The following is a 24,965-nucleotide window of genomic DNA, read 5'->3' as shown; positions in this document are numbered from 1 at the left end:
TACAACAGATACTGTTGATGCCCTCCAATAACACCCCGTCTTCGGTCTCGTGGACGGTTCCAACATTTCCACGGTTTCGATTGTTTTGTGCTTCGATCTACGACGGTCTCAAACTGCTATTCATCGGATTTTTTGTGTTTATTGGCACGCTGACCATCCCGCTCGCACTCGGCGGAGTCGAACTGGCCGTCCTTGTTGTCATCATCTATGCACTGTTTTTGCACATCCTTGTGTATGGTATTGGATTGTACGGAACGAGTGCATCCGACCGATCGTCGCTGTTCCAAACAAAAGGAATTGTCTCGCTGCTGTACACCGTGTTGCCGATCGGCTCTGCTCGTGAGTTTCTCCGAAGTATGATTGCTGCGGGAGGGATTCTCATACTACTCATCGTCATGACCCGGTATACACAACTCCCCTTTATGACGATCTTCCTTCCTCTGTTACTGCTCACGATTCCGATCACTCGTGGTAGCGGCGGCACGGCTCACATTGACCTTGACCGCGCGGAGTTCAAACGTACATTCGACAGACAGGGGCGGTTTCACGATGGACCACAGACACTCACACTGCGTGGACTGAAACGGTATCAAGCCGTGTCGATCGGCTCTGTGACTGCAATTTGGATCTCCGGTGGGCAAGCAGGTTTGAGCGGCCCAGGAGTGATTCTACTCCCAACGAGGAAGCGTGAGGCGGTTGTATCTGCGCTTGAAACGCTCCAATCAAAACAACCGACGCGATCACAAACGGACACCCGAATCAAAATTGCGGGCGTACTCATCGCGTTCGTGTCAGTCGCAGTTCCGATCGGGATGTATCTGACCGGTGCAGACCGTGACCTCATTGGTATTGTGGGCTATCTCTCGGTGTTTGGTGTGTTTGTTGGGCTGCTTATTGCGGCACGGTGAGCGAAATACTGCCGTGTCACTCATATATGTGTGGCACGTAGTACCAATGTGGATATCAACAAACTCGACAAAGAGCTTGCACGGACGTTTGAGAGCACCGCCAAGGAGCGTCGCGTCCTCTGTCGACAGGCTCGTGACCTTGTTGACTCCGGACTGGATGAACGCGACCGTGGCCATGCACTGACCGTCGATGAACTCATTACGCATCTCTCAGATGCACCTGAAGAACACAGCCTCACAGAACGCTGGAACTGGTGGATGGGTGCATTGGACATTGCGTATGGCGGCTACCAGCAGTTTACGATTCACCACCTCTCTGATGAACCCGAACTCAACCGCTAGTTCTACTCATTTCGGCCCCTTCGATCGCCTCCTGTAACCGACGCATGAAAACAGTTTGAGTTACTACTCTCCGTATGAAACTGCAGTTTTTAGGCGCGGCAGGCGAGGTTGGCAGGAGCGCAATCCTCGTCAACGATCGGCTGCTTTTGGATTACGGCTCGCTCACAGCCAACCCACCGCAGTATCCTCTTGGAAACGTCTCTCCGGATGCTATTGTTGTCTCACACGGTCATCTTGATCATGTTGGTGCGCTCCCGTCGTTGCTTTCAGGGGCCGATCGCCCCGAGATTCACTGGACACCACCGACCGCCCGCCTTGCACAGGTGCTTGCGCGTGATACGCTCAAACTCCACGGCGGGACAATGGCCTGCCCGTTTACTGATGCCCACGCCGCGCGGATGACGGAAGTCGATCGGCGACACGGCTACAACGAGCCGTTTGACGCAGCGGGCCATGAGATCACATTTTATAACGCAGGTCATATTCCCGGCTCGGCACATGTGCTTGTTGATGACGGAGAGACAACGCTGTTATATTCCGGTGATTTTCACACGGATGATACTCGATTACTCTCCGGGACAACCGAGAGACCGGATGCGGATGTTGTCATCTGTGAATCAACATACGCTGATGTAACACATGAGGGTCGATCGGCCGTCGAACGTTCGTTTGCCGAGCAGGTCAAAACGACGGTTTGGGAGGGTGGTACCGTTGTCGTACCTGCGTTTGCGATCGGCCGGACTCAAGAGCTGCTCATGGTCTGTGAGGCACACGATATCGACTGTTACGTTGATGGAATGGGCCAAGAAGTGCTGTCGATCGTCCGAGACCATCCGACGTTTCTTCGTGACCCGGACGCGCTCGCCCGCGCGAAGCGACATGCCCGATTTGTCACCGGCCGTGATGGACAACGAAAACGAATTGCGAGAGATAACACGGTCATTGTAACTACCTCTGGCATGTTGACTGGTGGCCCTGCCATGACATATATTCCAGCAATACGGACCCATCCAAAGAACCGGATTGCATTGACTGGGTATCAGGTTGACGGAACCCCTGGCCGTGAACTGCTCGAAACTGGGCGCTGTCAACTCAACGGTGGGATCTATCCGGTCTCAGCACAAGTCGACCTCTTTGATTTCTCCGCACACGCTGATCATGATGGACTTCGATCGTTTCTTTCCTCATACGAGGAGGCGACAATCCTGCTCAATCATGGCGATTCAACCGATCGGTTCGCGGCCGAACTCCGTGAGGATGGATATACCGCCACAGCACCGACGTTGGGTGAGGTAATCACCGTTTGAAAATATCAGTTTCACTGAATTATATAGTATTTTATACACTCCCATCATCGTTCGGCTGAGAATCATGGTTAGTATCCAAAAAACTCCATTCGGCCCGTCAAATGATTGCACAATTGCGTTCAAGAGTGAGGCCAACCGATGAGCACTCGTACCGCTCTCACAAACCTTTCGATTAGGAGTCTCAAACTCCCTGTCTTTGCCCTCGCAGGCGTTGGGTTTTTAGCTCTCTCTGTCCCTGCATTCTCCGAGCCAATGCTGTTTTGGACCGGTATTATTCTTGGCGGCTATATCTATCCGACACACGAACTCCACCATTTTGTTCTCGGGAGCGTGTTTGGTCTGTTGCTTTTGGGTGTTGTTGCCCAAGCAGTCCAGCCCGCAAAACGCGTTGGTGCACTTCATAGCTCACTCATTATTTGGGGACTTTTTAGTATCGTATTCACCATTGGATCCGGCTTCTCTCCAGTGTTCATTATTCTCCTCGGACTGCTTACTGTCATGGCAATCGTTCACCCAGCAGGTCGTTCACAACTGCCGTCTGTTGAGACGCTTGATCGACGAATGGCTGCGATGGCAGCCGTCACGACAGTGGGTGCGATCGCCTTTGCAACGAATCAGCTGCTTTCTCAGCTCAGTCTCACTGATGCACACGCTGGTTTCGAACACTACCTCTTTATGGCTACTGCTGCGCTGGCAGTTGGCGCGCTCTCAATCCATGCGAGCTTCCGTGGCACCGGCTGGCGGTTCCCTGCATATGCAGCTGCATTCTTCATGCTCGTAATCGGTGTCGGATCGATCGTGTATCCGGGTGTAGAACAGGGATCCAGCCTTGGTGTTGTTCTTGGTTTTGTTGTTGTCTTGTGGGCTATTTTGTTCATTGCGATCGCAGAGCGTGGCGATGAACTGATGGCCGCAATCGGCCGATAATTACGGTCTGTGCTCCGGGACGACAGCAACAAACCGAAGCCGCCGATAATCTGCGGTCCATGTGTTGCTGTTTGTGTCGTATAGTTGCCCCCTGAGTCGTGCTTCAACTGCCGAACAGAGCGAATCCCGCTCTGCCGGCTCAACATATTTAAAAAACGAATCGGTGAACATTTCGAGCCAGTTTCGCAATCCTTTCGGACCGTCTTCGAGTTCAGTTGGCCGATCGAACAGCCGCATATATCGGATTTCAAACCCTGCCGCTTCGAGAAGCTGGCTGTAGGTCCCGATCGACGGGAAGTACCACGGATTCTCAAACTGGTGTCCGCGAGCCGTTAGTTCCGCTTTGAGTGCAGACTCGATCGCATGCACATTTCTGTAGCCACCAAACTCCCCAACAAATCGCCCACCTGCTCGAAGTCGTTCAAACACACTGTCTGCCACCAGCTGCTGATCCGTTTCCGGGATCCAATGGAGCGCTGCATTCGTGAACACGGCGTCGACCGTTTCTGGGAGTGTCTCGATCGCAGAGAGGCGCTGTGCAGTCGCGTGAATGAATGTCTGCTGTGGATAGGTGTTTCGAGCCTCGTGTATCATCTCTTGGTCTGCATCGATGCCAGTCACATCTACACCATTGTCTGCAATTGCGGCGGCTAAATGGCCGGTTCCACAGCCAAGATCAATAATTTGCTCACCAGTCTGTGGTGCAAGCAGTTCCAATACATCCTCGCCGTACTCATGGACAAATGCGTGCGCCCCGTCGTAGAGCTGTGGATCCCACGAATCAGTCATTACACAACGCACTCTCCGGAATCGTATAGTTCGATTGCACGCTTGTATCACATACTCTGGCGGCTACTCCTCTGTGGCTTCGTCAACACGTGTTGCATATTTTTCTAACTCGGCCGCAAGTGTCCGAGCTTCAGCTGCGGAGAGTCGTACACGATCGGCGTGTGCTGGGAGCTGCTCAAGTTGTGTATTGTCCAATTCGAACTCAAGTTTCACATGATCCGGATTTTTTCGAGGCGCAGTTACATTGAGGACAGCAAGTGCACTCTCGGAAAAGTCATGTCCAACGGCTTCTCCATCCAGCAGGTCAAATGTTGTGTAGGCGTTTACTCGAAGCAGTCGATCTGGCATACAGAGGATCGAACTCCAAGTCAAAAATGGGTGTCGCTCGCGTCAACAGTTTCAGTCGTCTGTGACAAACTCGGTGCGATCTGTGGTGGCTGTTTCCTCATATCCTGGTGGTCTACGGTAGTTGTCACGTAGCTCACGCACAGCCGATCGCTGTATGACAACGAACCCTGCAAGGATTATGAAGAATCCAATGACTGTCGTTGCTGAGAGTACCTCTCCGAGCACAAGCCAGCCACTCACGGTTGCCACCGCTGGGACAGTGTACGCGACAAGGTTGGCATGCACCGGTCCTGCTTGTGCAATCAGGAGGAAGTACGCACCGTATGCAACCGCTGTCCCTGGAATACCAACGTAGACCACCGCTGTGAGTGTCTCCGGTGTCCACGCAATGGACGTTGTCTCACCGATCGCAACACTTGTTATGTGCAACAATACTGCACCAAGCGCCATCGCCCACGCTGACAGTGGTAGCATTGCAAGCGTTGGCTTGAATCGCTTTGTGGCGACACTTCCCAATGCAATGCTGAGTGCGGCGATCGCAATCAACGACTGGCCGTAGGTACTGTCACCAAGCGAGCCTGGTGTTGGCGAGACAAGGATCAGTACACCAACAAGGCCTACCAAGATGCCACCAAAATCGATCGCAGAGACTCGATCGCTCAGCAGCAGGAACGCAAAGAGCGGTGAAATCACAGGCAACAGTCCGTAGGTGACTGCTGCAGCACCGCTGGTCGTGTACTGCTGGCCAACAAAGAGCAGCCCGTTGTTGATTGCAACAACGAAGACACCGCTTGCAACGATCGCAAACACGTCATTTCGCGACTGTGGTGTCCAGATTTCGTATCTGTATGCCACAAAGCCCAACAGGAGCACCGCTGCAAAGTCAAATCTGAACGCGGCAAACAACACCGGCGGCACCGCGGCCAATCCGGTTTCGATCCCGACGAACGAGGTTCCGAGGCCGATCGACGCGATCACGAACAACGAGAGGGTTGAACCGATTCTCATCGGTTGACCCCCGGTTTCTGCGCCATAGCCCGTGCTGTATTACGGCGCTCGAAACCGGGGATCTGATGAACGATTCGATGACATGCGTTTGGATAACGTAACCTCACGTTTAACTCCTCATACAATAGTCGGATATTTTTGTTTAAATGTTTGTCGGTAGGTTGCTTGTCGTGACAAACAGTGACGAATGGGTTCTGTATGTTTGTGTTTGTCATTACCACTGACAAATTTGAAATACGTACAAAATACGGGTTGTCACGTGTTCCTCACAGAACACGCACGCAATTTTGTGCCGATTAGTCGTCGCTTGCAATTGGCGTCCCGTCAGGATGTGCCGGTGCTGGGCTTGCATCCATGGAATCATCTTCGGCATATGGGTACCATGTGAGTTTGGTATTGTGCATGAATGGGTCCTCGTAGCTCGTTTCCTCCGGTTCGATGAATGCTTCAAGCTCCTCTTCGTCGTGGCGTGCGATGAACTCACGGAATGTTTCATTCCCATCCCGATGGTCCTCGAACGTAGCAAGCAGGTTCTTGACCGCGCCAGGAACTTCATCAACAGGGACGCGCTGACCGACCCATGAAGCGAACTGTGGGTTCTCTCCGAGTCCACCGCCAAGACCAATGTCGAGCGCCTCGACTGCTTCGCCGTTCTTTCGTGTTTTCATCCCTCGCAGTGAGATATCTGCGATCTGTGGCTGTGCACATGATGCCGTACAGCCTGAAAGGTGGATGTGGAACTCTTCAACGCCGTCCGGAAGCGCCACGTTCTCTTTGAGCCATCGTGCAAACCGCACCTGCCGGTTCTTTGTTTCGACGATCGACAGCGAACAGAACTCGGTCCCCGTACAGGCGACAGAGCCACGCATAAACGGATGCGGGTTCGGCGAGTAGTGTTCAAGTAGATCCTCCGCAAGCAGGGCATCTAGCTTTGATTCTGGGACATCGGCGATAATGACATTCTGTCGTTGTGTCACTCGGACACTCCCGGAGCCGTAGGTATCTGCAAGACGTGCAAGCTCGGCAGTGTCATCCGCACCCATCCGCCCAACAAGCACATTGAGTCCGAGGTAATACTTCCCATCGCGTTGCTCGTGGACGCCGATCAGATCGCCATGTTCTCCACCAGCATTGTAGGTGTACTCATCTCGGAGATCCGTTCCCGCTGATTTCAACTCGAAGTCAACAAACTCCTCCTGCAAGACGCGCCGTAGTTTCTCCGGCCCCCACTCATCAACAAGGAATTTGATGCGTGCGTTGTACCGGTTTTCTCTGTCACCATGCTCACGGAACAGTGCAGAGATACCTGCTGCAACGTCTGCTGCCTCCGATGGCTCAACGAACACATCAATATCACGCGCAAGCCGTGGTTCGTTTCGTGCGAGTCCACCTCCAACACGAATATTGAATCCACGAACCTCTTTCCGGTTAATCTGCTTGTATGCAGGCTCAAGCGCAAGGTCGTTGATATCTCCTTGTCCGGAGCCGTCTGCAGACCCAGTCACGGACACTTTCCATTTTCGTGGCAGGTTCGAGTGGTCATCATTGCCTTTGAACCGATCGTTCAGTTCATGAATCACAGGCAGCGCATCAACAAACTCCGGCGCTTTCCCGGCCATCGGATTGCCGACAATGTTTCGCCATGAGTCACCACAGGCCTGTTGCGTTGAGAGACCGTTCGCCTCTAACGTCTCAAAAATATCAGGAATGTCTTCAAGTTTGATCCAATGCAGCTGGATTGACTGTCGGGTTGTCCAATCGACGTATGCGTTTCCAAACTCCGGGTTTTCGACCGGCCCAGTTGCATACTTGTTTGCCACGTCTGCAATGACTTTTGTTTGTCCTGGCTCAAGGACGCCGTTTGGCGTCCCAATCCGCATCATAAAGTAGCTTTCTTGACCGTTCCGCTGGTGGTACAGTCCCCACCATTTAAATCGTTCAAACCACTCGTCCCGTTCATCATCAGGGATCGAACCCCACCCGGTTTCGGCAAACCGATAGAGGTGCTCACGGATCTCGTTTCCGTACACCTCTGATTTCCATCGCTCCACGTCAGTTGGCATATCTATCGTTCTACCTGCCATACGTAAACGGACAACTACCGCGTCAACCCTTCCCGGTGCTTCGAAAACAAGGATGATGTTGCCGGTTCTGTCTCAGTATATCACGCAACCGGCGTTAACACATCGCCCTCACGGTCGTACCCGTAGAATTCACCGTGTATAATTTCTCCGACAGGGACGTGTCCAACCGTTCCACTGCTCCCACACGCGATGCACTGTCCATAGGTTTCGACCGTCACCGTTCGACCGCTCGATCGGGCTGATAAAAACCCCTCTGCAAGAAAGTCCGTCTGCTCACACTGACAAAATTCGGGCGCATTAAGCCGCCAGAGCTCACTCACGCTCACCTGCCGTTCATCGTTAACCGAGAGCCACGCCCCATCATCGAGGATTCGAACTGCAACGCTCATACACTACGGTATGGGATGCTCGACCCTGTAGTCTCGCCATACTGCAACGGCTGACTCTGTTGGTGACGGGCATAGCTAACTGATCTCTCTGCTGTCCCCGGATTCTGCCGTTTAGCCGCCTCCAAGCTAGCTGCAACATCATCCGGTATCCAGAATCACAGGTATGTGTTACAACTTCGAACGGGGTTATCCCTTCAGCCATAAAATAGGGTTTTGATGACACTACCGTCCAAATCTGTTATTCAACATACCTCTGCAGACGTTGCACCTGAACTGTACGATCGATCCGAGGAGGTGGCTGATGAGTAAGCTAACCCACCATACAGACGGTGCTGGCGACGAGACAAACAAGGAATCATATGAAAACGACAAAAAAACCGAACTCGACGCTGAAGCTGATTCGACTGATGAAGACGCTGACGCTGACGCTGACGCCGAGACAGACGATACCGAACATCTTGCAGGCCTCTCCGACGGTGCTGGATGCACTGAAGTTTGGGAGCATCTTTCCGCGCAGCGTGAGGATTCACTGTGACACACACCGCGAAGACTGCCACAGTACACTGGGCTTTTGACCCATCACACGAATATTGGAACCATGACTGAGGAGCCTGCATCGAATCGTCGATCGCCAGTTGGCGCCCCTGTTGTTCGTGCCGACCCCGAAATCACGGGTGAGCGTGCCGCCGAAGCGATCGGGTTCGATCCTGACGACCCCGAAAGTGTGGCTGAAGCAGCCAAGGTTGTCCGACAGTTCTCTGAGAACACAGTTGGCGCAGACGATAATGTAATCATGCTTCGTGGCGCAGCAGCGTGCGCGGCGCTGGTTCGTGGTGTTGGCTCATATAAGGCTGCAGCCGAGCGTGCAGGAGGTGACGTCTCCGTCTCGTTCATCAGAAAATGGGCCCGTGTTCACGATCTCCCGCAGGCGATCCGCCGACACGTTGCTCGTGGGCATATCGCCCCTACTGCGGCAAAACATATTGCTCGTGTCCCCGGTGAAGCTCGCTATGCGATCGCATGGGCTGTATTAGATGGCGACCTGACGGTTCGCGATGTCCGATCGATTGCAAGCGATGTTAATGATGGGACGCCGGTCGAAGATGCGCTTCGAGCCTACAACGTCATTCCAGGTGCGCTTGAGATTCAACTTCCGCTTGAGACGTATATTGAACTCCGCCGAGCCGCCTCGATGCAGAATCAGTCGCCTGATGAGATCGTCTCAGCGGCACTTTCGACATTTTTTGCCGACAAAACGGCACAATAGTAACCAATTTAGTTGTTGGGCTACTCGCTGGGTGTATGTATGTGGTCATTGTTGGTGCTGGCGAGGTTGGAACAACGATCGCAGCCAGTCTTGCAGCGGACCACGATGTCGTCGTGGTTGATGTTGATGATGACCGCGTGGAGTCTCTCAAATATGACCTTGATGTGTTGGCATTTGTTGGCGATGGGACTACACTGTCAGCGCTTGAGGAGGCTCGGGTTGATAATGCTGATCTGTTCATTGCGAGCACGGATAACGATCAAACAAATCTTGTTGCATGTGGAACTGCAAAAACGATCGGCGACCCGTTCACGATTGCTCGGACAAAAAGTGTCGAGTATCTTCACACATGGAAGCGAACAGAGAACGCGTTCGGTGCCGACTTTATTGTCTGTACTGATCTGCTCACTGCAGAAAATGTCGTTCGTGTTGTTGGACTTCCATCTGCGATCGACGTGGACCCATTTGCCGGTGGGCTTGTCCAGATGGCAGAGTTTGAGATTGGACACGATAGTCCAGTTGCAGGTCAAACGGTTGCTGAGGCAGACCGGTTTGACTCGCTTACATTCGCAGCTTTATTTAGACATGGTGAAATGATTCTCCCGACCGGAGAGACAGTTATTGAATCCGCAGACCGTGCTGTTGTCATCGGTAGTCCAGAGAGTGTTCAATCGTTTGCGATGGATATTGCTCCGGATGCAACACCTGATTCCGCAGATGAGATTGTTATCATTGGTGGCAGTCCAGTTGGCTATCAGACCGCCCGCCTTCTCGAGGAACGGAACTTCAAGCCGAGACTTATTGAACAAGATCGCGATCGTGCTCGCTGGATTGCAGAAAAGCTTCCCCATACGATGGTAATGCAGCACGACGCTACAGATACTGAATTTCTTTCGCGTGAACATGTTGATGAAGCCGATATCGTTGTTTCAGCTCTCGAATCCGATGAAAAGAACCTGCTTGCCTCCGTGCTAGCAAAACGTGTTGGCGCTCAGCGTGTTATTTCAATCGTCGATAGCGGGGACTATGTGACACTCTTTGAAGAGATTGGGATTGATGTCGCAATCAACCCACGAAAAGTGACTGCCGAAGAGATCATCAAATTCAGTTATGAAACGGTTGCGGAGAATATTGCAGTGCTGGAGAACGACCAAGCAGAGGTTGTTGAACTTGAACTAACTGCGGATAGCGAACTCATAGATCGGCCAATCAGTGAACTCGTTTCTGAGCTCGGTTTCCAGCTTGTTATTGGTGCGATTACTCGGGACCGATCGTTTGTGACTCCCCGTGGTGATACAAGATTACGGGCCGGTGATCACGTAATTATATTTGTTGAGACGCGTTACGTAAGCGATTTAACTTCAATGGTTTGATATGAACTTCTTTTCTAACATCCGTGTTGGCTGGCGTGCAAGCGTTGGGTTGACTGGCGAGGTTCTCATCTACCTTGCAGGTCCGCTCGCATTTCCACTTGTGCTTGCGCTCTACTATGGTGAGTCAGCACTCCCATTTGTGGCTGCAATTGTTGTTTCCGTCTCGCTTGGTGGGTACTTTCGGTATCTCTCGGATCCCGACGAGAACCTCGGTCCGCGTGAGGCGTTCCTTGCAGTTGCGATGATTTGGCTCCTTGTCGCTGCTGTTGGTGCGATCCCATTCGTTGTTGCTGGCGTGGGAACGATTGCCCACCCGATAAATGCACTTTTTGAATCAATGAGTGGGCTCACGACAACAGGAGCAACTGTGCTCCAAGATTTCTCACTCCATAGCCAATCAATTCTGATGTGGCGACAGCTCATTCAGTGGCTCGGTGGGCTCGGTATCTTGATCCTTGCAACGGCAGTTCTTTCTGAGCTTGGTGTTGGTGGTGCACAGCTGATGGAGTCCGAAACGCAGACAAAAGACGTGAACAAACTCACGCCGAAAATTTCGGAAACAGCGCGGCTTATTTGGGGCTTGTATGTTGGTATCACTGTGACCGCGATCGCCGTTTTCTACAGTATTGGGGTCTCCGGTCTTGACCCGAATATGACGTTATTCAATGCAGTTGCACACGCATTCACATCTGTAGCGACCGCTGGCTTTTCTCCTGAGCCGGAGAGTATCGGTGCGTTTGCGCCGATCGTCCAGTGGGCTGTCATCCCGTTCATGATTGTTGGATCGACGAGCTTCATTCTGCTGTACTTTTTTATAGATGGCCAGCCCGAGCGACTCTTAAAAAATCAGGAGTTTCATTTTTATTTGGGAACGCTTGCTTTCTTTAGCAGTTTAGTTGCCTTGTTGCTCTTTTTTGATACTGAAATAGCGTACGGCACTGAGGAAACAATTAGGCATGCGCTGTTCAATGTCACGTCGCTTGTAACAACCACCGGATACGCAAGTATTGATTTTGATCTGTGGTCAAACGGCGCAAAATATCTCCTCTTTTTATGTATGTTCACGGGTGGAATGGTCGGGTCGACGACGTGCTCAATCAAATCACTTCGATGGCTGGTTGCGCTGAAATCGTTCCGTCGGATCCTGTTTACGAGCATCCACCCCGAAGCGATCAAGCCCGTTCGAATCTCTGGAAAACCGGTCGACGAAGACACCATTCGTGATATCTACTCCTATCTTCTCCTCAGTATCGTCATCTTTGGATTGCTTACCATTTTTATCGTAGTGAATGGTGAGCGCGCTGGATCCGAGATCCCTGCATTCGACGCCATGGGTGCTGCCGCCTCCACGTTCTTAAATATCGGTCCTGCATTCGGTGCTGCAGGACCATACGGAACGTACGATGTGTTTCCAATGAGCACGAAAGCAGTCATGATTGTGCTCATGTGGATTGGTCGAATTGAAATTATCCCTGTGCTAGTGCTCTTTACGAAGGCGTTCTGGAAGTCGTAATTCCGTTTCTTCGCTCCACAAACGCGCTTAAATATGGATACGTCTATATAAAAGTGAAGTCCGGTGTTCACATATTTTCACTTTCCTAAGAAAAATAAAATGTTTGCAGTTATTGCAATTAGCATGGGGCAGTGATTGGAAGTGGTATTTTATTCTCCCAGGATTGGCAATGGCCGAGGCTAGGCCAGCAGTTATTCTTGCGTTCTTTATGAGATGAACAGGCACAAACCTCGTGTTTTACCCCGGGGAATGTCCAATATAGTCCACCGTTCGATCGGATTGCAACCCGGCTCGAACAGCCAGTCCTCTTGGTTCATTCGAGAAAATCACGCCGAGCAACATTCCTTGAGCCGATTATCGAACGACTGCTCTTCCGGAACTAACTTCGCTCACACGCTTTCGGCTTGCAGATATGCAATGGCAGCCTGTTCGATCGCTGTTTGCGCCTGCTCAACATCCGTCCACTCGATCGTCTCATTTGGATAGTGTGCTTGGTCAATGTCACCCGGGCCGAACACAACGGTTGGAATTCCGGCCCCAATGTAATGGCGTGCATCGGTTCCGTATGTTGCCCCCTTCGGTTCAATATCCGTGTTGCCGATCGCGTTCATTCCAGTTTGTACTGCTGTGAGGATTGGCTCATCCGGGTCGATCACTGCCGGTTCAAACTGCACCGAAAACCGCTCAAGCGTCGGTGGGTGTTCCGAAAGCCACGCATCAGCCTCTGCGACCTCGTTAAGTAGCGATCGAAGCTCAGACTCAACGTCTGCAACGGTTTCTCCGGGTCCAACCCCGACCCGAATCTCTGCCGTGAGTTCAGCAGGAACGGTTGAGGCCCAACTCCCTGCAGAAACCGTTCCGACGACGATCGGCACTGCGCGCGGGAACTCCTGATATAGCGGGTGTTCAACTGCGTCGTTTCGACCCGTTTCAAACGCTTTGATCGCGGCACGGATGTTCTCAAATTTGTCGAGGACATCTACCCCGTGCCATGCGCTTGCGGCATGTGCGGATCGTCCCTGCAGTTCAAGTCGTACCATGAGACTTCCCTCGGTTGCAATAATCGGACGCAAGCTCGTCGGTTCGGCGATAATTGCTGCATCACGATCGAATGGATACGGATTGTCCAACGCTGCAGCCGCGGCCCCGATTCCGCCATCCTCTTCGCCTGCAACTGCTTCAACGACGATCCGGCCATCCAGTTTGACGGAACCGGATTCGACAGCATCGCGAACACCGATCGCAGCGGCGATACAGGTCGCGGTTCCGGTTTTCATATCCGCTGCTCCTCTGGCGGTGAGTGTCTCTCCATCGTCGCTCCAGACTGGCTCAAACGGATCGCTGTCCCAGTGTTCGGTGGCTGCAGGAACCACGTCGATGTGCCCGTTAAGGACGATCGTTGGTCCTGCATCGGGATCTCCAAATTCGAGAACTCCACCGACGCTTGGCCGACCAACAACCAGTATGTCGTCTGGATCATCAGGGAATGATGGATGTGATGAGAGTCGATCCGCATCTGCGTGCCACTCATACGTTTCAAATCCAAACGCAGAGAGCTGTTCGGAGAGCCACTGTTGTACCGGCTCTTCGTTCCCAGCCGTGGATTCAAATCGAAGAAAATCTGAGACGAACGATCGAAGGTCCATATATCGAGTCATTGCGATTGTTGCCTAAACCTTGCGACGTCGATCGGTTGCATATCGCACACTCATCGAGTATCTAAACGTTTATACCGATGTGACGGCAAAAACAGGTGAGGGCTGGTAGCTCAGTTAGGTAGAGCGTCTGGCTTTTAACCAGACGGTCGGGGGTTCAACTCCCTCCCAGCCCGCTTTTGCTCGGAACAACATAAGGAGTGAAATCCAGTCTCAATTTCACATCTGGGGACTGAACCGAGTATTCTAATTATGCACAGCCAAAGTTCAGATAATGAATAGCCGCCGATCGCTGCTCGTTGGATGTGGTGGTGCGCTCACCGGGCTTGCTGGCTGTCTTCAGTCTCCCTCTCCATCTGCTTCTTCGTCGCCTCCGCAGTCACAATCGGACGGTGGTCCAACTGTGGTCACATCGCTGTTTCCACTCTATGAGTTTACAAGCGCTATTGGTGGCGATCGGGTCTCCGTTGAAAACCCAGTTCCAGTTGGTGCATATGGTCATGAATGGGAGCCACCTGCGTCGCTTCTTCCAACACTTGTTGAGGCGGATGCGTTCGTCTATTTTGCTGTTGAACGGTTCCAGCCGTGGGCCGAAGCAGCAGCCGAACAGCTCCAATCGGCGTATGCAGACAGCGTGACACTTATCGATGCGCTTGAAGGCATTCCACTGCGACGGTATGCGACTGCAAAGAATCGCACGGTCGAAGCACTCACCGTCGAAACCGTTGCGCTCGTTGATCCAGGGACCGAGAACACTGTTGCGGACTTTCATTTTGATCACTGGCATGGCGAAATCCCCGATATCCCCGCGGGGGAGACGGTAACACTGCGAGTTGTTGTTACAGATCACTCTGGCGACGTGATCTCGTTTACACACAGTAATGTTGAGTTTGCGGTTGTGTTTCCGGACCCTAGCGCTGCAGCGTTTGTTTCGACATCGATCGATCGGGACCTCGTCAGGTTCACCGCGACAGAAGCCGGTGAAACCAGCGTTATTTTTTCACTTGAAACGGCGGATGATCGCTGGCAAACGCCGCCGATCGGTATTACAGCAGGTGACGGTGGTGCTGAAAACCGATCCGACAGCAGTGAATCGACTCACACTCATGGTGAGTTTGATGTAAAATTCTTTGCTGACCCAGTGTTAGCCCAACAAGGCGTCAAGACGATTCGTGATGCACTTATTGACCTTGATCCTGCATGGGAACACCAGTATCGAGAGAATGCAGATGCATACATCGACGAACTTGCGTCGGTTCATGAACTGTATGAAGAGACGCTTCAAACGCGCACTCGTGAGACAGTAATCGTCGCCGGACACGATTCGTTTGGCTATCTCGCCGATCGTTACGGATTTGAAATTCACACGCCTGTTGGGCTCTCTGCGGACCACGAACCAACTCCCGCAGAGATTGCTGAGACGATCGAACTTATTGAGGCCGAAGCGATCGACTGTGTGCTCTGGGACTATTTTGAGGGCGATCGAATTGCGTCAGTCATTGCAGCAGAAGCCGACACGGTCGAAGAGAGACGAATGATCTCGCCGCTTGAAAGCACAACCGAAGAGTGGAACACGGATGGACGTGGCTCGCTTCTTTCGCAAATGACCGAAATTAATCTCCCAGCGTTTGCAACCGCATTGGGTGCAGCAGATCCGACAGCTGAGCACTAAATAGAATCTGGGATTCTAAACTGTAATTTAAACACGCTTCCGCGTGGCTCATTGTCTGTGATTCGGACGGTCCCACCGTAGAGATCCATGAGCCGATCGACAAAGAAGAGGCTCAACCCCTGACCATGATGCACTGGCGTCCACTCTTCGCGCCCAAAGATTCGCTCACGCCGATCATCACTGACTCCAGGGCCGTTGTCTGCAATTGAGAGTGTTAGTCGGTCCGTGTCCGGGGCCGCATTTGTTCCTGGCTGAACCGACGTTGTGATTTCGACGCATGGGTGATCGGAATCGTTGTGTTTGATTGCATTCTCAATCACAGCCGTAATCGCAGGCGTGAGGGTTTGATCGGCAACAACCCACACTGGGTCTACATCAACGGTTATGTGTCCGCTACTGACATCTGCTTGTGCAACTGCGTCGGAAACAGTGGTATCTAACCGAATGGGACGGAGCGCACTTTGCACATTCTCTGCGAATATTCCGCTGAACGATCGGGTTGTCTCCGCTCGGCTGACCATCGCATTAACACGATCGATCGCAATCGTCAGCGATTCAATCTGTTCGTTATTCAGTTCATCAGAGAGAAGCTCTAAATGGCCCAAGACAACGTTTGCGTCATTTCGGATATTATGTCGAAGCACTCGGTTGAGAATACTCAGACTCTGCTCGTATAGTCGATCGCGTGTTTTGTCAGTAAAAACGGCGAGATAGCCAATGCTGTGTCCATTATAACGAAGTTCCCTTGCATGACCATAGCCGTAGATCCGGCGATTGTCCGCAGTTTGTAGCTCACAGTGTCCACTCCAGTGGCCGGATCGTTCAACCGTGTCAGTGATCTCTTCCAATAGCCGCTGATCTGTCAGCAGTTTTATTGGTAACTCTCCACGGAGCTCATCACGGCTGTAGCTGAACTGTTTGACGCACTGATCGTTGACATCAAGAATCCGGTACTGCTTGTCCGTGATTATTGCGGCGTTCTGTGTGCCGTGAAATGCCTGAATGTAATGTTCTGGTGCGATGGTGTCGTCGGTTTGGTCCGTGACGTCACTGTCCATCTATCCGTTCACCTTGGTAGCTCCCATCGTATGCCCCATCATGGTTTGCCGCTGCGAGGACAAGTTGGGCAATACGGGCACCGGGTTCAATTTCGATCGGATGATGGACCTCCAACAGTCCCTCTCCTTTTCCTTCGTACCCGGCATCCCACACCGCAGTATGGAGCATACAGGAGTTACGCATGAGTGTCGAACGTGGATAGACAAACCCGATATGCCCCTCTGGAATACGAACTGTTTCTGTATATCGCGCTACGTAGCCACCGGGTGCAAGCGAATACATCCCATCAGTAAGCGAGACTTCAGACCGCTCACCAACCTTTTTCCCATCTGTTTGTATTCTGCCCGGTGATTCCTGTGTATAAATCGACTCGACTGTCAGATCAACACCATTTGGTTGCTTCTGAGACGGTGCAACCGGTCCTAACTGTTCTGCCACGAACGACCCTGCCCTAAACATACTGTGGAAAAATTACTTAATTATCAAAACAGTGTCGGTGTGTATGTGTGTGAAAAACTCCCGCATTAATCATGGTACATTTTAACACATAAACATCTTAAGGACATATCAAGTGCGATTCTACCAAAATTGCCACTCAAGTAGTAATTGTACATGGTTTTCCGGTAGTAAACACGCGGGATTTATATCCGCCGAGAATCGACCTTCGGATGTTATGGGACAAACGGTAACTGAGAAAATCCTCTCCGATCATCTCGTAGAGGGCGAACTCACGCCTGGCGAAGAGATCGGAATCGAGATCGATCAGACGCTTATGCAGGACACCACCGGAACAATGGTGTGGCTGCAGTTTGAGGCACTTGATCTTGATGAGGTCCAAACGGAACTTGCTGCACAGTATTGTGACCACCAGACCTACCAGTTCGACTTTAAAAACACAGACGATCACCGTTTCCTCCGATCGGCTGCAGGTACGTACGGTGCTCACTTCTCCCGTCCGGGCAATGGTATCTGTCACAACGTTCACCGAGAGAACTTTGCTGCACCGGGCAAGACGCTCCTTGGATCGGACAGCCACACACCAACACCGGGTGGTCTCGGCCAGCTCGCGATCGGTGCCGGTGGACTCGATATCTCCGTCGCAATGGGTGGCGGCGCATACTACGTCGAAATGCCGGAGATCGTCAGCGTCCGACTTGAGGGCGAACTCGACGAGTGGACAACCGCAAAAGATGTCATTCTTGAGATGCTCCGCCGTCTCTCCGTAAAAGGTGGCGTTGGCAAGATCTTCGAATACACCGGTCCCGGTGTCGAAACGCTCACCGCTCCAGAGCGGATGACGATCACCAACATGGGAACCGAGCTTGGTGCAACCTCCTCGATCTTCCCAAGCGACGAGCAGACCAAAGATTACCTCGAACGAGTTGATCGTGGCGATGTGTACACTGAACTGAAAGCTGACGACGACGCCGAGTATGCAGACGAGATCGTTATTGATCTCTCCGAACTCGAACCGCTCATCGCATGTCCAAGCATGCCGGACAAGGTCGTTCCGGTCCGTGAGGTCGCAGGCGAGCGCGTCGAGCAGGTAATGGTCGGCTCTTGTACGAACGGTGGCTACGAGGACATCCTTCCTGCCGCAAAGATGGTTGAGGGCCGCGAGGTCGCAAAACACACCGAGATGATCGTTGCACCTGGTTCGAAACAGGCATCCGAAATGCTCGCTCGACAGGGTTGGGTCGCAGAGATGATGGCAGCCGGTGTCAACTTCTCGGAGGCAACCTGTGGTGCATGTATCGGAATCGGTCACGTTCCAGCATCGGACTCCGTCTCGCTGCGTACGTTCAACCGTAACTTCGAAGGTCGATCCGGTATCGAAGACGACAACGTCTACCTCTGTTCGCCGGAAGTCGCAGCAGCAGCCGCAATCGCCGGTAAAATCATTGACCCACGAGATCTCGCTGATGAGGTTGGCGATCTTGATGCACCAGGCATTGAGCTTCCAGAAAAATACGACGGCTCGAAAGCAGATCTCATCTCTCCAGAGAACGCGATCGATGACAGCCTTATCAAGGGGCCAAACATCGGTGACGTGCCACTGAAAGGCGCACTGGAATCGGAGCTCTCCGGTGAAGCATTCCTCAAAATGACGGATAACATCACCACGGATCACATCATTCCAGCAACCGCAGATATTCTCATGTACCGATCGAACATTGAGAAGCTCTCTGACTTTACGCTCAGCCGTGTTGACGACACGTTCGCACAGCGAGCCAAAGACTCCGATGGCGGGTTCCTCGTTGCAGGCGAGAACTACGGTCAGGGATCCTCCCGCGAGCACGCAGCGCTCTGTCCGATGTACCTCGGCATTCAGGGTGTCTTCGCACAGTCGTTCGCGCGAATCCACAAAGCAAACCTGTTCAACTTCGGTCTCATTCCACTGACGATCGACGAAGAAACCTACGAGAAATTCGAGCAGGGCGACGATATCGAAATCGTCGACGATGTTGGTGAAGCGGTCCGAAACGGTCAAGAAGCGTTCACCGTCCGCGTCAACGATGACTGGGAGTTCACCGCAGAACTCGACGCATCCGAGCGCGAGCGCGAGATTCTCGCCGCAGGTGGCAAACTCTCTTGGACCAAAAACCAAGCAGAAAGCGCAGGCGGCGCTGCACCTGCTGACGACTGATCGATCAGTCACCTCGTTTTTATTTTTTATTTATCAGCGCTCACTAGCTGCTGCTATCCGATCGATTTTTGCTCCTACCCTCCTAGCTATTTGTGTGGCTACACTGCCTGATAATCGTGAGGAGATTGACGTCTCGATCCGACGTGCTGAGCGTGCTGATCTGCTTGCGATTCATCGCATTGAAAAAACGGTCTTCGAGCAGCCGTGGCCCTACAGTGCATTCGAGCGCTTCCTTGACGAGAAAGGGTTTCTTGTCGCAACAATCAACGGTGCTGTCGTTGGGTATGTTGTCTCTGATCTCATGGCAAACTATGGCCGCGACATTGGGCATATCAAAGATATCGCGGTTCACCCGGATGCACAAGGGTTTGGCGTTGGGCGGAAACTCGTTCGCCGATCGCTTTTGAGCCTCTTTGTAGACGGGGCAGCGGTGACAAAACTCGAGGTACGAGAAGGCAATGAGAAAGCAAAAGCGCTCTACTACTCCGAAGGGTTCTCACGGATACGACGGATACCGCGGTACTACGATGATGGAGAGGCTGCACTTGTGCTGACGGTTGATATGAATCGGTGGGGTCGACACTAGCTGTCAACACGGCTGCCAGCAGTGTTTTTTGACCTGCGCACCAACTACTGCTAGAGCCCATGTCCATCCGAAAAACGGTTAATGCACATACACCACATGGTGACGTTAGTTATGAAGTGATAACGTGTGTAAACTGCGGCGAAGAAGTGGTTCCCGAAGATGCAGTCATGGTTGGGATCGGATTTGAGGCGGTCCGTTGTGACGGACTGCCGATCTGTCGGGCAACACATGAAGCGCCAACCGAAGTTCGTGCCCTCTGTGAGTACTGTGCGGAAGGTATTCTCTCCTACCAACACGGGACGACCGGTGATGTCAAACGTCGACTAGTTGCGTTTACAGAGGAGGCGTCACCAGTTGGTGTTGGTGTCTGGCTCGGAATCGCAATTGCAACCACGCTGTTGGTTGCGATCGTCTTTGGAACAGTGCTGCTTGGTCTGTCCGGTTTGGTATAAGGGCTGTATCCCGACTGGTTTTTGGAGTTCGCGATTAATTTATTCTCTATGGGATACGCCTGTCCGGTCTGTGAGGTTCCACAGCGGGACGAAACGCACCTTGCAAACCATCTTGCCTTCACTGCGATGTTGCACGGGGATGAACATGAGACGTGGCTCGATGAGCATGTCGATGGGTGGAACGACCGCAAGCCATCAGAACTCGCGGAGGTGGTTTCGGAGTTCGCAGCCGAAGCCGAATTTGATGAGGTGTTTGAGGATACAGTCCATGACCACGGCGATGGTCACGATCACGATGATCCAGCGAGCCAGCGCGGTGGGGCGCTTTTTGATGATGCATATGCTAACCAACAAGCCCCTGGTGTCAGTGGAAGAAGTAGTGGCGGTGCTGGATTCGGCGGTGAGTTGGATGCTGATGCGGAAGCGATCCTACTTGAAGCACAGGAACTCACTCGGCAGATGATTGACGACGCAGCTGGAAATCTCCCAGAGACAGAGACGGACGCAGAGACAGACACAGAAACCGGCGATCGCAAAGATAACAACGAGTAACTTACTCCATCGCTGAAACCTAACATACGTATGCAGACTGTAGGAATGATCCAGCCGGAGACACCTGAAGATGTCCGATCGATGTATGAAGACGTTGGCCCAACTGCGCAGGTTGTTGTCCGTGAAACCGCGAGCGCCATGCAGTTCGATCGAGAGGAGTATGCCGATCGGATCACAAGCGACGTTATCGAAACCGCCCGCGATGCACTCTTTGCGTCACTGCTAACTGTCCATCACGGTACGCGTGCCGAATTTGAGGCATGGTGTGACGATCATCCGACGTTCGATCGAGAGGTTATGGGTGGCGAAAACGTGGATTCGGTTGTTTGGCATTCGATCGATTTCGCAGAGACGGTGGTTGCAGCAACCTACCAGAACGAACCAACTGCAGCGGCTGGAACGCTTCGGCGGCAGGTGTTTGGCCGCCACTATCGCCACCAGCTGTAGTGCGCTGGTTTTCGCGGCTGATAATTGCGGACGAACGTTGATATACGGTGTTATCGAATCTTGGTGTATGTCGAACACCCGATCTGACGCGCCATCTTCGGGGACGGGCAATCGCGTCGATCATCCGGTGCTCATCTCCGAGCGAGCGGACTTTCTCCTGTTGACCGCTGTTGTGGGGCTGCTGTCGCTTGCAAGTGCAGCGATCGTGATTCCATAAGTAGTTCGGGCGGTGCAGTTTCGGATCACGAAAGCTATTACCCATGTTACACGATGTACTGGTATGGCTGGCTCTCCTACGGTTTCGATTGCTTCGCTCATTCCTCACGAGCGAGCGCTGTGGCTGTGTGCGATCGTCTTCTATGGGATTGGTGACACAGTAACCACGATGTGGGGGCTCTCGACCGGTGGGGTTGCAGAGATTGGGCCGATCGTCGGCCCGCTCGTTGACGGTTACGGTACGCTTGGACTGTTCACCGCGAAAATTGGCTCCTTTGTTGTCTTTTTCGGCGTGTGGAAACTGCTTTGGCTCCCGCTTCGGCTTGCGATCCCACTCGCGCTCAGTGTTGTTGGCGTCGGTGTGACGGTTTGGAATCTGTTTGCGATCGTACCTGCACTGTGATCGGTGAGAGAGAGTACATTTCGTCTGCTTTACTTCCGCAAAATCTCTCAATAGGTGTTTTAAAAGATTTTGAACGCTCTTTCAGCATACGGATAAAAGCACACGAAATATACTCTCTATCTACCCATATCGCACCACCACGGCTTGTTCGACACCACCCTTTGAATAGTCAAAGAACCATTTGTGCTTACCAAAACTGTTCATCTACTGGCGTTGTACTATACTGTATGTCCTCGAATGCTCCCTTCTCACCCGATCGCAGACGGCTACTACAATCCTCCAGTGGGTTGCTCGCAGCAGCACTGCTCGCTGGCTGTCTTCAGAACTCGACTGATCAAGATACCACACCAACACCGGACGGTGACACCAACGACGACGGCAATGGAAATGGTGACGGGAACGGTGACGATACCACCGACACATCAGACCGATCGAACATGACGCAACTCGTTCAAAATAATACCCAGTTCGGATTCGATCTTCATCGCGAGCTCGCTGAAGCCAACCCGTCGGACAATATCCTTACCTCTCCGTACAGCATCTCGATCGCACTTGCAATGACGTATGCAGGTGCAGCAGGTGAAACGGCCGAACAGATGCGAGAGGCACTTCGATTTGCACTCACAGAAGACGACCTCCATCCAACGTTTGGATCGTTACAGACCGCACTCAATCGTGCATCTGATTCTGTTGACGAGGGTGAAAACGAAAACGAAAATGAAGATGGAGATGACGCCGTCGAGTTCACGCTCGCACTCGCAAACTCGCTGTGGGGTCAAGCGGAGTATCCATGGTACGACGACTATCTCGACATCCTTGAATCTGACTACGATGCATCGCTTCGGACCGTTGATTATGCTGCTGATCACGAGGGCGCACGCGAAGCAATCAATTCGTGGGTCGCCGAGCAAACCAACGATCGGATTGACGACCTCCTTCCACAGGGTTCACTCGACCCGTTAGCCCGTCTTGTTCTAACCAACGCGGTCTACTTTGCTGCCAACTGGGAGACGCCGTTCAATGACCACCAAACTGAGATGCAGCCCTTTACCGCGATCGATGGTGAGACAACGGATGTTCCGCTAATGGCCGTTGATGACCGTTTCCCGTATGGCGAATACGAGGGAACACAGCTTGTCGAACTTCCGTACGAGGGCGATCGAGCGTCGATGCTCTTGTTCCTTCCACCCGAGGAGTCATTCACTGCGGTTGAGGAGTCGATCGACGCTGAGTGGCTTGCTGCGGCCCGCGAGACGCTTGACTCACGTGATGGCACTGTCTCAATCCCAAAATTTTCGTTTGAGTCCGGATTTGCACTCAAAGAGTTGCTTTCGACGTTGGGAATGCCGATCGCATTTGAGCATCCGGCGGCTGATTTCTCGAAGATGGCAGACCTCGATGCAGTTGGTGAGCAACTCTTCATTTGGGACGTGTATCACGACACGTTCATTTCGGTTGATGAAGATGGCACTGAAGCAGCAGCCGCAACCGGTGTTGTTGTCGGGACCGAATCCGCGCCGGTGGATCCGTTCGAGTTTGTTGCCGATCGACCGTTTTTATTCGCAATCTGTGATGATGAGACAGAGACCGTCCTCTTTCTCGGACGGGTGGTTGATGCTGCAACCGCGCAGGCCGAGTCCTGATATAAAAACACCGATGGTTGAGTGCGAAAAATCGCCACGACACGTGTCCACGAAGCGAGTGTAGAACAGCAACTTTATCACGCATTCAGGGCGAAACCTTCACACGATTACTCTTAGGAGGTCAATGGTGACACAAGAACACACACAACCGGAGGTGAACATCGGACTCGTCGGCCACGTCGATCACGGGAAAACGACACTTGTCCAAGCCCTGAGCGGCTCGTGGACCGACCAACACTCGGAAGAGATGAAACGCGGTATCTCGATCCGACTGGGCTATGCGGACGCAACATTCCGCTACTGTCCAGACATGGACGAGCCCGAATGTTACACCGTTGAGGAGGAATGTCCAAACGGCAACGAGAGCGAGGTGCTTCGAACTGTTTCGTTCGTTGATGCACCTGGTCACGAAACGCTGATGGCGACGATGCTCTCTGGCGCTGCGCTGATGGATGGGGCAGTGCTCGTTGTCTCTGCGACTGAAGATGTCCCACAGGCACAGACCGAAGAGCATCTGATGGCGCTGGATATCATTGGGATCGATAATATTGTTATTGCACAAAACAAGGTCGATCTCGTTAACCGCGATCGTGCGGTTGATCATTACAATCAGATCAAGGAGTTCGTCAGCGGAACTGTTGCAGAGGATGCACCGATCGTTCCAGTCAGTGCGGGGCAGAACGTCAATATGGACCTCCTTATTGGCGCAATCGAGGAGACAATCCCAACGCCGGATCGATCGAATGCTGATGACCCACGTATGTTTGTGGCACGGAGCTTCGATATTAACCGCCCAGGAACCACATGGGACTCGCTCTCCGGTGGTGTGATTGGCGGCAGTCTTGTTGACGGAAAACTCTCCGTCGACGATGAGATCCAACTTCGACCTGGGCGGCAGGTTGATGAGGGTGGGAAAACCGAATGGCGATCGCTCGAAACCACCGTTCGATCGCTTCAAGCAGGCAGTGCGAGTGTTGATGAGGTCACCCCCGGTGGACTCATCGGTGTCGGAACTGGCCTCGATCCAAGCCTGACAAAGGGTGATGCACTCGCGGGGCAGGTTGCTGGAAAGCCTGGAACCCTCCCACCAACACGTGAAGCGTTTGAGATGGAAGTCGATCTACTCGATCGTGTCGTTGGCGAAGACGGCTCGGTTGACGAAATCTCCACTGGTGAGCCTCTAATGTTAACCGTCGGAACTGCAACCACGGTTGGTGCAGTGACGAGCGCTCGAAGCGGTGAGTGCGAGGTCAAACTCAAACGCCCAGTCTGTGCTGCAGACGGTGCCAAAATCGCAATTAACCGCCGTGTTGGCGCTCGATGGCGACTTATTGGCGTTGGAACGCTTCGTGACTAAGCGACCAAAATATAAACATGG

26 protein-coding genes and 1 tRNA gene are annotated in these 24,965 nt (G+C 52.6%); 19 read left to right on the top strand and 8 right to left on the bottom strand.

Annotated elements, in window-relative coordinates; genetic code table 11:
• Nucleotides 1–17: 17 nt before the first annotated feature.
• The 4 genes from AArcSt2_RS07880 to AArcSt2_RS07865 all read left to right on the top strand — a co-directional run bounded on the left by AArcSt2_RS07880 (nucleotide 18) and on the right by AArcSt2_RS07865 (nucleotide 3,484).
• Complete coding sequence (locus AArcSt2_RS07880) at nucleotides 18–908, top strand: hypothetical protein (RefSeq protein WP_250583733.1); 891 nt, start codon at nucleotides 18–20, stop codon at nucleotides 906–908.
• Between the two features lie 48 nt (nucleotides 909–956).
• Complete coding sequence (locus tag AArcSt2_RS07875) at nucleotides 957–1,250, top strand: WNWW family protein (RefSeq protein WP_174652314.1); 294 nt, start codon at nucleotides 957–959, stop codon at nucleotides 1,248–1,250.
• Nucleotides 1,251–1,324: 74 nt separating this feature from the next.
• Entirely contained in the window at nucleotides 1,325–2,557 is a 1,233-nt protein-coding gene (locus AArcSt2_RS07870; RefSeq protein ID WP_250583731.1) for an MBL fold metallo-hydrolase, read from the top strand.
• 138 nt (nucleotides 2,558–2,695) lie between these two features.
• Nucleotides 2,696–3,484 (top strand): hypothetical protein, encoded by a 789-nt coding sequence (locus AArcSt2_RS07865; RefSeq protein ID WP_250583729.1) that lies wholly within the window; start codon nucleotides 2,696–2,698, stop codon nucleotides 3,482–3,484.
• Here AArcSt2_RS07865 and AArcSt2_RS07860 read toward each other — a convergent pair whose 3' ends face one another.
• From AArcSt2_RS07860 to AArcSt2_RS07840, 5 genes are all read right to left on the bottom strand, one after another.
• On the bottom strand, nucleotides 3,485–4,273 hold the full coding sequence (locus AArcSt2_RS07860; protein ID WP_250583727.1) for a methyltransferase domain-containing protein: 789 nt from the start codon (nucleotides 4,271–4,273) through the stop codon (nucleotides 3,485–3,487).
• A 63-nt stretch (nucleotides 4,274–4,336) separates the two neighbouring features.
• Nucleotides 4,337–4,621 (bottom strand): DUF6360 family protein, encoded by a 285-nt coding sequence (locus tag AArcSt2_RS07855; protein ID WP_250583725.1) that lies wholly within the window; start codon nucleotides 4,619–4,621, stop codon nucleotides 4,337–4,339.
• Between the two features lie 51 nt (nucleotides 4,622–4,672).
• On the bottom strand, nucleotides 4,673–5,629 hold the full coding sequence (locus tag AArcSt2_RS07850) for a DMT family transporter (protein WP_250583723.1): 957 nt from the start codon (nucleotides 5,627–5,629) through the stop codon (nucleotides 4,673–4,675).
• 296 nt (nucleotides 5,630–5,925) lie between these two features.
• Nucleotides 5,926–7,692, bottom strand: coding sequence for a nitrite/sulfite reductase (locus AArcSt2_RS07845; protein WP_250583721.1), 1,767 nt, complete (start codon nucleotides 7,690–7,692; stop codon nucleotides 5,926–5,928).
• Between the two features lie 101 nt (nucleotides 7,693–7,793).
• Nucleotides 7,794–8,102: a DUF8134 family protein gene (locus tag AArcSt2_RS07840; RefSeq protein ID WP_250583720.1), complete on the bottom strand. Its 309-nt coding sequence runs from the start codon at nucleotides 8,100–8,102 to the stop codon at nucleotides 7,794–7,796.
• A 301-nt stretch (nucleotides 8,103–8,403) separates the two neighbouring features.
• Between AArcSt2_RS07840 and AArcSt2_RS07835 the strand changes: the two genes are divergently transcribed.
• From AArcSt2_RS07835 to AArcSt2_RS07820, 4 genes are all read left to right on the top strand, one after another.
• Nucleotides 8,404–8,637, top strand: coding sequence for a hypothetical protein (locus AArcSt2_RS07835; protein ID WP_250583718.1), 234 nt, complete (start codon nucleotides 8,404–8,406; stop codon nucleotides 8,635–8,637).
• Nucleotides 8,638–8,700: 63 nt separating this feature from the next.
• A complete protein-coding gene (locus AArcSt2_RS07830; protein ID WP_250583716.1) occupies nucleotides 8,701–9,369 on the top strand; it encodes a DUF7119 family protein in 669 nt (222 codons plus the stop codon).
• A 35-nt stretch (nucleotides 9,370–9,404) separates the two neighbouring features.
• Nucleotides 9,405–10,742 carry a Trk system potassium transporter TrkA gene (gene trkA, locus AArcSt2_RS07825; protein ID WP_174652304.1) on the top strand — a complete coding sequence of 446 codons (1,338 nt, stop codon included), beginning with the start codon at nucleotides 9,405–9,407 and terminating at the stop codon, nucleotides 10,740–10,742.
• Between the two features lies 1 nt (nucleotide 10,743).
• Complete coding sequence (locus AArcSt2_RS07820) at nucleotides 10,744–12,255, top strand: TrkH family potassium uptake protein (RefSeq protein ID WP_174652303.1); 1,512 nt, start codon at nucleotides 10,744–10,746, stop codon at nucleotides 12,253–12,255.
• 389 nt (nucleotides 12,256–12,644) lie between these two features.
• On the opposite strand, the gene AArcSt2_RS07815 is transcribed toward AArcSt2_RS07820, so the two are convergent.
• The gene (locus tag AArcSt2_RS07815; RefSeq protein ID WP_250583714.1) at nucleotides 12,645–13,901 is read right to left on the bottom strand and encodes an ArgE/DapE family deacylase; all 1,257 of its coding nucleotides are present in this window, start codon (nucleotides 13,899–13,901) and stop codon (nucleotides 12,645–12,647) included.
• 111 nt (nucleotides 13,902–14,012) lie between these two features.
• Between AArcSt2_RS07815 and AArcSt2_RS07810 the strand changes: the two genes are divergently transcribed.
• Nucleotides 14,013–14,086: transfer RNA gene (locus tag AArcSt2_RS07810), tRNA-Lys, on the top strand.
• A 98-nt stretch (nucleotides 14,087–14,184) separates the two neighbouring features.
• On the top strand, nucleotides 14,185–15,582 hold the full coding sequence (locus tag AArcSt2_RS07805) for a metal ABC transporter substrate-binding protein (RefSeq protein WP_250583712.1): 1,398 nt from the start codon (nucleotides 14,185–14,187) through the stop codon (nucleotides 15,580–15,582).
• Here the strand turns inward: AArcSt2_RS07805 and AArcSt2_RS07800 are convergent.
• The gene (locus tag AArcSt2_RS07800; protein ID WP_174652300.1) at nucleotides 15,579–16,640 is read right to left on the bottom strand and encodes an ATP-binding protein; all 1,062 of its coding nucleotides are present in this window, start codon (nucleotides 16,638–16,640) and stop codon (nucleotides 15,579–15,581) included. The two genes, AArcSt2_RS07805 and AArcSt2_RS07800, sit on opposite strands and share 4 nt — an antisense overlap.
• On the bottom strand, nucleotides 16,630–17,100 hold the full coding sequence (locus AArcSt2_RS07795; protein WP_174652299.1) for a deoxyuridine 5'-triphosphate nucleotidohydrolase: 471 nt from the start codon (nucleotides 17,098–17,100) through the stop codon (nucleotides 16,630–16,632). Before AArcSt2_RS07795 ends, AArcSt2_RS07800 begins: the two co-directional genes overlap by 11 nt.
• Before the next feature lie 214 nt (nucleotides 17,101–17,314).
• On the opposite strand from AArcSt2_RS07795, the gene AArcSt2_RS07790 reads away from it, so the two are divergent.
• The 9 genes from AArcSt2_RS07790 (at nucleotide 17,315) to AArcSt2_RS07750 (ending at nucleotide 24,944) form a co-directional block, all read left to right on the top strand.
• Nucleotides 17,315–19,288 carry an aconitate hydratase gene (locus AArcSt2_RS07790; RefSeq protein WP_174652298.1) on the top strand — a complete coding sequence of 658 codons (1,974 nt, stop codon included), beginning with the start codon at nucleotides 17,315–17,317 and terminating at the stop codon, nucleotides 19,286–19,288.
• Between the two features lie 94 nt (nucleotides 19,289–19,382).
• Nucleotides 19,383–19,874, top strand: coding sequence for a ribosomal protein S18-alanine N-acetyltransferase (rimI, locus tag AArcSt2_RS07785; RefSeq protein WP_425493650.1), 492 nt, complete (start codon nucleotides 19,383–19,385; stop codon nucleotides 19,872–19,874).
• A gap of 59 nt (nucleotides 19,875–19,933) precedes the next feature.
• The gene (locus tag AArcSt2_RS07780) at nucleotides 19,934–20,326 is read left to right on the top strand and encodes a hypothetical protein (RefSeq protein WP_250583710.1); all 393 of its coding nucleotides are present in this window, start codon (nucleotides 19,934–19,936) and stop codon (nucleotides 20,324–20,326) included.
• A gap of 48 nt (nucleotides 20,327–20,374) precedes the next feature.
• The gene (locus AArcSt2_RS07775; RefSeq protein WP_174652296.1) at nucleotides 20,375–20,878 is read left to right on the top strand and encodes a DUF5810 domain-containing protein; all 504 of its coding nucleotides are present in this window, start codon (nucleotides 20,375–20,377) and stop codon (nucleotides 20,876–20,878) included.
• A 30-nt stretch (nucleotides 20,879–20,908) separates the two neighbouring features.
• On the top strand, nucleotides 20,909–21,325 hold the full coding sequence (locus AArcSt2_RS07770) for a DUF5809 family protein (protein WP_174652295.1): 417 nt from the start codon (nucleotides 20,909–20,911) through the stop codon (nucleotides 21,323–21,325).
• 67 nt (nucleotides 21,326–21,392) lie between these two features.
• Nucleotides 21,393–21,542, top strand: a complete 150-nt coding sequence (locus AArcSt2_RS07765; protein WP_174652294.1) for a hypothetical protein — start codon at nucleotides 21,393–21,395, stop codon at nucleotides 21,540–21,542.
• 63 nt (nucleotides 21,543–21,605) lie between these two features.
• Nucleotides 21,606–21,944, top strand: coding sequence for a DUF5658 family protein (locus AArcSt2_RS07760; RefSeq protein WP_250583708.1), 339 nt, complete (start codon nucleotides 21,606–21,608; stop codon nucleotides 21,942–21,944).
• Between the two features lie 227 nt (nucleotides 21,945–22,171).
• A complete protein-coding gene (locus tag AArcSt2_RS07755) occupies nucleotides 22,172–23,587 on the top strand; it encodes a serpin family protein (protein ID WP_250583706.1) in 1,416 nt (471 codons plus the stop codon).
• Between the two features lie 124 nt (nucleotides 23,588–23,711).
• Entirely contained in the window at nucleotides 23,712–24,944 is a 1,233-nt protein-coding gene (locus tag AArcSt2_RS07750; RefSeq protein WP_250583704.1) for a translation initiation factor IF-2 subunit gamma, read from the top strand.
• Nucleotides 24,945–24,965: the final 21 nt, after the last annotated feature.

Source organism: Natronocalculus amylovorans, assembly GCF_023638035.1.
GTDB classification, from domain to species: domain Archaea; phylum Halobacteriota; class Halobacteria; order Halobacteriales; family Haloferacaceae; genus Natronocalculus; species Natronocalculus amylovorans.
Note: the sequence above shows the minus strand (reverse complement) of the source record. Positions and strands in the feature narration are given on the sequence as shown.

Bases quoted from the DNA above. Each gene is read 5' to 3' on its own strand.
- AArcSt2_RS07865 (WP_250583729.1), top strand. From the start codon at position 2,696: ATGAGCACTCGTACCGCTCTCACAAACCTTTCGATTAGGAGTCTCAAA.
- AArcSt2_RS07820 (WP_174652303.1), top strand. From the start codon at position 10,744: ATGAACTTCTTTTCTAACATCCGTGTTGGCTGGCGTGCAAGCGTTGGG.
- AArcSt2_RS07800 (WP_174652300.1), bottom strand. From the start codon at position 16,640: ATGGACAGTGACGTCACGGACCAAACCGACGACACCATCGCACCAGAA.
- AArcSt2_RS07855 (WP_250583725.1), bottom strand. From the start codon at position 4,621: ATGCCAGATCGACTGCTTCGAGTAAACGCCTACACAACATTTGACCTG.
- AArcSt2_RS07780 (WP_250583710.1), top strand. From the start codon at position 19,934: ATGTCCATCCGAAAAACGGTTAATGCACATACACCACATGGTGACGTT.
- AArcSt2_RS07840 (WP_250583720.1), bottom strand. From the start codon at position 8,102: ATGAGCGTTGCAGTTCGAATCCTCGATGATGGGGCGTGGCTCTCGGTT.
- AArcSt2_RS07815 (WP_250583714.1), bottom strand. From the start codon at position 13,901: ATGGACCTTCGATCGTTCGTCTCAGATTTTCTTCGATTTGAATCCACG.
- AArcSt2_RS07805 (WP_250583712.1), top strand. From the start codon at position 14,185: ATGAATAGCCGCCGATCGCTGCTCGTTGGATGTGGTGGTGCGCTCACC.
- AArcSt2_RS07760 (WP_250583708.1), top strand. From the start codon at position 21,606: ATGGCTGGCTCTCCTACGGTTTCGATTGCTTCGCTCATTCCTCACGAG.
- AArcSt2_RS07765 (WP_174652294.1), top strand. From the start codon at position 21,393: ATGTCGAACACCCGATCTGACGCGCCATCTTCGGGGACGGGCAATCGC.
- AArcSt2_RS07790 (WP_174652298.1), top strand. From the start codon at position 17,315: ATGGGACAAACGGTAACTGAGAAAATCCTCTCCGATCATCTCGTAGAG.
- AArcSt2_RS07845 (WP_250583721.1), bottom strand. From the start codon at position 7,692: ATGCCAACTGACGTGGAGCGATGGAAATCAGAGGTGTACGGAAACGAG.
- AArcSt2_RS07795 (WP_174652299.1), bottom strand. From the start codon at position 17,100: ATGTTTAGGGCAGGGTCGTTCGTGGCAGAACAGTTAGGACCGGTTGCA.
- AArcSt2_RS07870 (WP_250583731.1), top strand. From the start codon at position 1,325: ATGAAACTGCAGTTTTTAGGCGCGGCAGGCGAGGTTGGCAGGAGCGCA.
- AArcSt2_RS07755 (WP_250583706.1), top strand. From the start codon at position 22,172: ATGTCCTCGAATGCTCCCTTCTCACCCGATCGCAGACGGCTACTACAA.
- AArcSt2_RS07750 (WP_250583704.1), top strand. From the start codon at position 23,712: ATGGTGACACAAGAACACACACAACCGGAGGTGAACATCGGACTCGTC.
- AArcSt2_RS07830 (WP_250583716.1), top strand. From the start codon at position 8,701: ATGACTGAGGAGCCTGCATCGAATCGTCGATCGCCAGTTGGCGCCCCT.
- AArcSt2_RS07770 (WP_174652295.1), top strand. From the start codon at position 20,909: ATGCAGACTGTAGGAATGATCCAGCCGGAGACACCTGAAGATGTCCGA.
- AArcSt2_RS07860 (WP_250583727.1), bottom strand. From the start codon at position 4,273: ATGACTGATTCGTGGGATCCACAGCTCTACGACGGGGCGCACGCATTT.
- trkA (WP_174652304.1), top strand. From the start codon at position 9,405: ATGTATGTGGTCATTGTTGGTGCTGGCGAGGTTGGAACAACGATCGCA.
- AArcSt2_RS07775 (WP_174652296.1), top strand. From the start codon at position 20,375: ATGGGATACGCCTGTCCGGTCTGTGAGGTTCCACAGCGGGACGAAACG.
- AArcSt2_RS07850 (WP_250583723.1), bottom strand. From the start codon at position 5,629: ATGAGAATCGGTTCAACCCTCTCGTTGTTCGTGATCGCGTCGATCGGC.
- AArcSt2_RS07880 (WP_250583733.1), top strand. From the start codon at position 18: ATGCCCTCCAATAACACCCCGTCTTCGGTCTCGTGGACGGTTCCAACA.
- AArcSt2_RS07835 (WP_250583718.1), top strand. From the start codon at position 8,404: ATGAGTAAGCTAACCCACCATACAGACGGTGCTGGCGACGAGACAAAC.